Below are 4,217 nucleotides of genomic sequence, written 5' to 3'. Positions count from 1 at the left end.
CCTGCGGGCGGCGGCCGCTGCGGCGGGGGGCCGGGGCCGCGCCGTCGAGGAGGGCGAGGCGGCGCTCCTCGCCGTGCTCCTCGACCTGGAGGACGACACGCCGCAGTCCGTCGGCGACCCTGCGGCACTCGTCGACGTCGAGCTGCGCGGCGACGAAGGCCTCCTCCTCGTTGAACGCGGGGAACACGCGTCGCATCAGCTCCTCGCCCTCCTCGGTGAGGCTGAGCAGCACCAGCCGGCCGTCGGTGGGGTGCCCGGCCCGCCGCAGCAGCCCCCGCTTCTCCAGCGTCCGGGAGACCCCGGTGAGCGTCCCCTTGGAGATGCCCGCCTCCTCCGCGACGTGCCGGGTCTCCGACTCGCCCCATACCCAGACCACCCACAGCACGACGAACGCCGTCCAGGTCAGGTCGGCGCCGCGCAGCACCGAGTTCTCCAGGTGCTGCCTCACGGCCGACGCGGCCCGGTAGATGTTGGCGACGACCGCCATCTGCTCGTGACGGACGGGGATGCCCCCGAGCTTCGCCTCCGCGAGCTTCTCGGCTTGCGTGATGGATCGTTGGCCGGGCACGGGCACACTCCTTGACGCCATGGGGCACTCGGATCTCGGATGTCGTTCGGCTCCAAATTGTACGGAGCGCGGCGACGCGAGCGGTGATCACGTCCCCCGCCGGGAGGGCGCCGCGGCCCTACCATGGCGTCATGTCCGTCGAACTGTTCGCAGGCGTCCTCGTCAACGACTACGAAGCGGCACTCGGTTGGTACGAGCGCCTGTTCGGTTCGCCGCCGACGTTCATCCCGAACGACACGGAGGCGGTGTGGGAGCTGGCGGAGCACCGGTACGTGTACATCGAGCACCGGCCGGGGCGCGGCGGTCACGCCCTGCACACCGTGTTCGTCGACGACCTCGACGCCCGTGTCGAGGGGATCACGGACCGGGGGCTGAAGCCCGCGAACCGGGAGACCTACGCCAACGGCGTCCGCAAGATCACGTACCACGACCCGGACGGCAACGAGATCGGCTTCGGCGGCGCCCCCGCCCAGCTCTGACCGCCGCCCGCCGGCCGCCCCCTCCCTCGGACAGGACGCACAGGACGACACCCATGGCTTCCGGTACGCCGCCCCTCACCCCGGAGCAGGCCGTGGAGCTGGTCCGCGCCCGGTACGCCCAGCCGCGGCAGGCCGACGGCTCCCCCGCCGAGTTGCGTGTCCACGAGTTCGACATCGGCTATCTGGTGTACGCGGCCCTTCCGCCCGGCACCGGTCCTTCCGACCGCCCGCTGCCCGCTCCGCCGGGCGGCGCCAAGGTCGTGGTCTCCAAGGAGACCGGCGAGACGGTCACCGTCCCCAACCTCCCGGCGGAGCAGGCCGTCGCCCTCTACCGGCGTCATCACGCGCGCGCCGCTCAGCGGCGAGGGCCCCTCCGGTAGTCCTGCTCCGGAAACGTTCAGCCGCCGGTGTGCGCGGCGGGTGAGGTGTGCCGGAGTTCGTGGGCCTCGGCGAGGAGCAGGTAGGCGGCGGCGGTCCAGGTGTAGGCGCGGTCACGCAGGCCCGTGCCGGTGAGGGCGTCGAAGTTCTCGGCGAAGCCGTGGGTCTCGCACAGGGCGCGGAAGCGGGTGCTGATCTCGTCGGCGAGCCGGTGGTGGCCGGCGCGGCGCAGCCCGTCCTCGACGAGGATCGTGGCCGGGGCCCAGATCGGGCCCCGCCAGTAGCCGTCGGGGAGGTAGTGCGGCGAGTCGGGCTGCTCGGTGGCCAGGCCGTACGGGGTGAGGTGGGTCCCGATCCGGTCGGCGAGGACGGCGCCGACGGTCCCCGGAAGATGCTCCCCGAGGGCGATGGGCATCAGGTCGAGCAGGCTCGCGCTGGTCCAGGTCTCGCCGGTGTCGGCAGACCGCGCGGCGAACCGGTCGCCCTTCCACAGGTCGCCGAGCATCGCGGCCTGGGTCTCGTCGGCCGTCCGCGTCCAGCGGCGGGCGTCGTCCGGACGACCCAACTCATCTGCCAGTGCGGCGAGTTCGCGGAGTTGCAGGGTGAGGAAGGCGGCCAGGTCGGCGGTGACGACGACGCGTTCGGGGTCGAAGGTGGTGGCGTTGTCCCAGCCGCTGTCGTTGCCGTGCTGGTAGTGGGGCAGGGTGGCGCCGGGTGTGCGGCGGGCGGTGAGCCAGAAGTCCGTCCAGCGGGTCAGCCGGTCGTAGGCCTCGGTGAGTTGTCCGTGGGTGAGGGGTGCGGGGAGCCGTCGGCGCAGCAGGCCGAGGGTCCAGCCGTGGATGGGGGGCTTGACGAAGTTGTGCAGGACCTCGGAGTGGGTCACCGAGTCGGGCAGGGCGCCGGTCTCGTCCTGGTGGTCGAAGGGCAGGGAGAACTGGTCCCAGGCCAGGTCGGGGGCGCCGGGGGCGAGGGCGAGGGCGTTGAAGCAGTGGTCCCAGCTCCACACCTTGTCCATCCAGTGCTTGGACATCAGCACCGCGGGCCGGGTGACCAGGGACGCCGGGCGGACCGTCGCCGACCACAGGACGTACGCGGCGAGTTCCGCGGCCGGGGTCGCGGCCGAGCGCCAGGGCGCCACACGGTCGGCGAACGCCGCGAACGCGGTGCGCGCGCCCGTCACGACCTGGTCGAAGCCGGCGGTCGAGGCGTAGGGGCGACGCGCGGTCTCGTACTCCTCGACGGCGACCTCCCAGGTCCCGCCGGCCTCGGCGCCGACGGTGACACCGCGGTCCGCGCCACCCAGGGCCTGCGCGCCGGGCACCTCGGTGACGGTGCCGGACAGGACGGTGATCCGGTAGCGCCGCCCGGTCTCGTACGAGGTGAGGACGTACGCGTCGGTGCCGGGCTCCCGGTAGAAGTAGGTGCCGCTGAACGGGGTGAGGGTACGGGCGGCCGCCCGGATCGCGAGGGCGAGTCCGCCGCCCCGCAGCCGCACGGTGTCCGGTGTCTCGTAGGCGAGGTCGACGCGGCCGGTCGGACCGGTCCAGGCGAGCAGGCCGGGGGTCGCCTCGACACGGGTGTCGGCCCGCTCGCCCGTCGCCGGGTCCAGGGGGACCAGACGCAGCACGGCGTGCATGCCGTTCTGGTGGGAGACGAGGTGGAGGTCCTCGGCCCGGGTCTTCTCCGCGAGCACGGGAGAGATGCCGAACCAGGCCCCGTACGTGCTGAAGGGGATGTCGTGAACGGAGAAGGCCGGGCCGGACGGTGCGGCGGTCATGGAGGTCACTCGTTTCTCGGGCAGGGGGATCGCGCCGCCACCGGGAGGCGGTGGAGCCGTGAGGGGGAGGAGGGGGAGGTCAGTCCTTGACCGCGCCGGTGGTCACGCCGGCGGCGACGTAGCGCTGCGCGAGGACGAGGATGACCGCGGCCGGCAGGGAGGCCACGACGGCGGTGGCCATGATGGCGTTCCACTCCTGGTTGTTGTTGCCGATGTAGTGGTAGATGCCGAGCGTGATCGGCTCGTGGGCGCCGCCGTTGACGAGGGTCCCGGCGAAGACGAAGTCGGACCACGACCACAGGAACGCGAACAGCGACACCGTGACGACGGCGTTGCGGCTCATCGGCAGGACGATCGACACGAAGGTGCGCAGCGGCCCGGCTCCGTCCATCTGAGCGGCCTGGAGCAGTTCGCCGGGGATGCCGGACATGAACGCGGTGAAGATGAGCACGCCGAAGGGGACGGCGAGGGTGGAGTCGGCGACGATCAGGCCGGGCACCGACTGGAGCAGGCCCAGCTGGAGGTAGATGGCGTAGAAGCCCATCGCCATGATGATGCCGGGGATCATCTGGGCGGCCAGCAGCAGGAAGCTGAGCAGGCCGCCGCGCGGGCGGAGCTTGGCCAGCGCGTAGCCGGCGGGCGCGGCCAGTGCCACGGTCAGCACCACCGTGCCCAGACCGATGACCAGGCTGGTGCCGAGGTACGGCACCTGCTCGTCCAGGACGGTGCGGTAGCCGGCCAGGGTGCCGTGCGCGGGGAACAGGTCCGGCGGGGACTTGCGCATGTCCTGCTCAGGGGTGAGGGACACGTTGATCATCCAGTAGACCGGGAAGAGCATCACCGCCGTCAGCAGCAGGCCGATGGCCGTCTTTCCCGAGCTGCCGCGGCTCCGGTGCGGGGATGCCTGCGCGATCGTCATGACAGTGCCTGCTTTCGCTGGACTTTCAGGTAGATCAGGCCGAACACCAAGGCGGCGACGACGAGCAGGTTGCCGACGGCCGCGCCGGGCCCGAAG

The 4,217-nt window shown here is 72.2% G+C and carries 5 protein-coding genes; 2 read left to right on the top strand and 3 right to left on the bottom strand.

Annotation, left to right across the window (positions count from 1 at the left end; translation table 11 throughout):
* On the bottom strand, window positions 1–568 hold a 568-nt coding region (locus tag SMA5143A_RS28265), incomplete at its 3' end, for a MarR family winged helix-turn-helix transcriptional regulator (RefSeq protein WP_107465645.1).
* A 131-nt stretch (window positions 569–699) separates the two neighbouring features.
* Between SMA5143A_RS28265 and SMA5143A_RS28260 the strand changes: the two genes are divergently transcribed.
* Both SMA5143A_RS28260 and SMA5143A_RS28255 read left to right on the top strand, forming a co-directional pair.
* Window positions 700–1,047, top strand: coding sequence for a VOC family protein (locus SMA5143A_RS28260; protein ID WP_107465644.1), 348 nt, complete (start codon window positions 700–702; stop codon window positions 1,045–1,047).
* Window positions 1,048–1,100: 53 nt separating this feature from the next.
* Entirely contained in the window at window positions 1,101–1,427 is a 327-nt protein-coding gene (locus tag SMA5143A_RS28255; protein WP_107465643.1) for a hypothetical protein, read from the top strand.
* Between the two features lie 17 nt (window positions 1,428–1,444).
* On the opposite strand, the gene SMA5143A_RS28250 is transcribed toward SMA5143A_RS28255, so the two are convergent.
* Window positions 1,445–3,202, bottom strand: coding sequence for an amylo-alpha-1,6-glucosidase (locus SMA5143A_RS28250; RefSeq protein ID WP_107465642.1), 1,758 nt, complete (start codon window positions 3,200–3,202; stop codon window positions 1,445–1,447).
* A gap of 79 nt (window positions 3,203–3,281) precedes the next feature.
* Window positions 3,282–4,121 carry a carbohydrate ABC transporter permease gene (locus SMA5143A_RS28245; protein WP_107465641.1) on the bottom strand — a complete coding sequence of 280 codons (840 nt, stop codon included), beginning with the start codon at window positions 4,119–4,121 and terminating at the stop codon, window positions 3,282–3,284.
* Window positions 4,122–4,217: the final 96 nt, after the last annotated feature.

The sequence above is a fragment of the Streptomyces sp. MA5143a genome, assembly GCF_900290235.1.
Classification (GTDB): domain Bacteria; phylum Actinomycetota; class Actinomycetes; order Streptomycetales; family Streptomycetaceae; genus Streptomyces.
The sequence above is the reverse complement of the archived record's forward strand: the minus strand, read 5'-3'. Positions and strand labels throughout refer to the sequence as shown.

What these genes read in the sequence shown, in the direction of transcription:
- SMA5143A_RS28250 (WP_107465642.1), bottom strand. Translation starts at nt 3,202, where the DNA reads ATGACCGCCGCACCGTCCGGCCCGGCCTTCTCCGTTCACGACATCCCC.
- SMA5143A_RS28245 (WP_107465641.1), bottom strand. Translation starts at nt 4,121, where the DNA reads ATGACGATCGCGCAGGCATCCCCGCACCGGAGCCGCGGCAGCTCGGGA.
- SMA5143A_RS28255 (WP_107465643.1), top strand. Translation starts at nt 1,101, where the DNA reads ATGGCTTCCGGTACGCCGCCCCTCACCCCGGAGCAGGCCGTGGAGCTG.
- SMA5143A_RS28260 (WP_107465644.1), top strand. Translation starts at nt 700, where the DNA reads ATGTCCGTCGAACTGTTCGCAGGCGTCCTCGTCAACGACTACGAAGCG.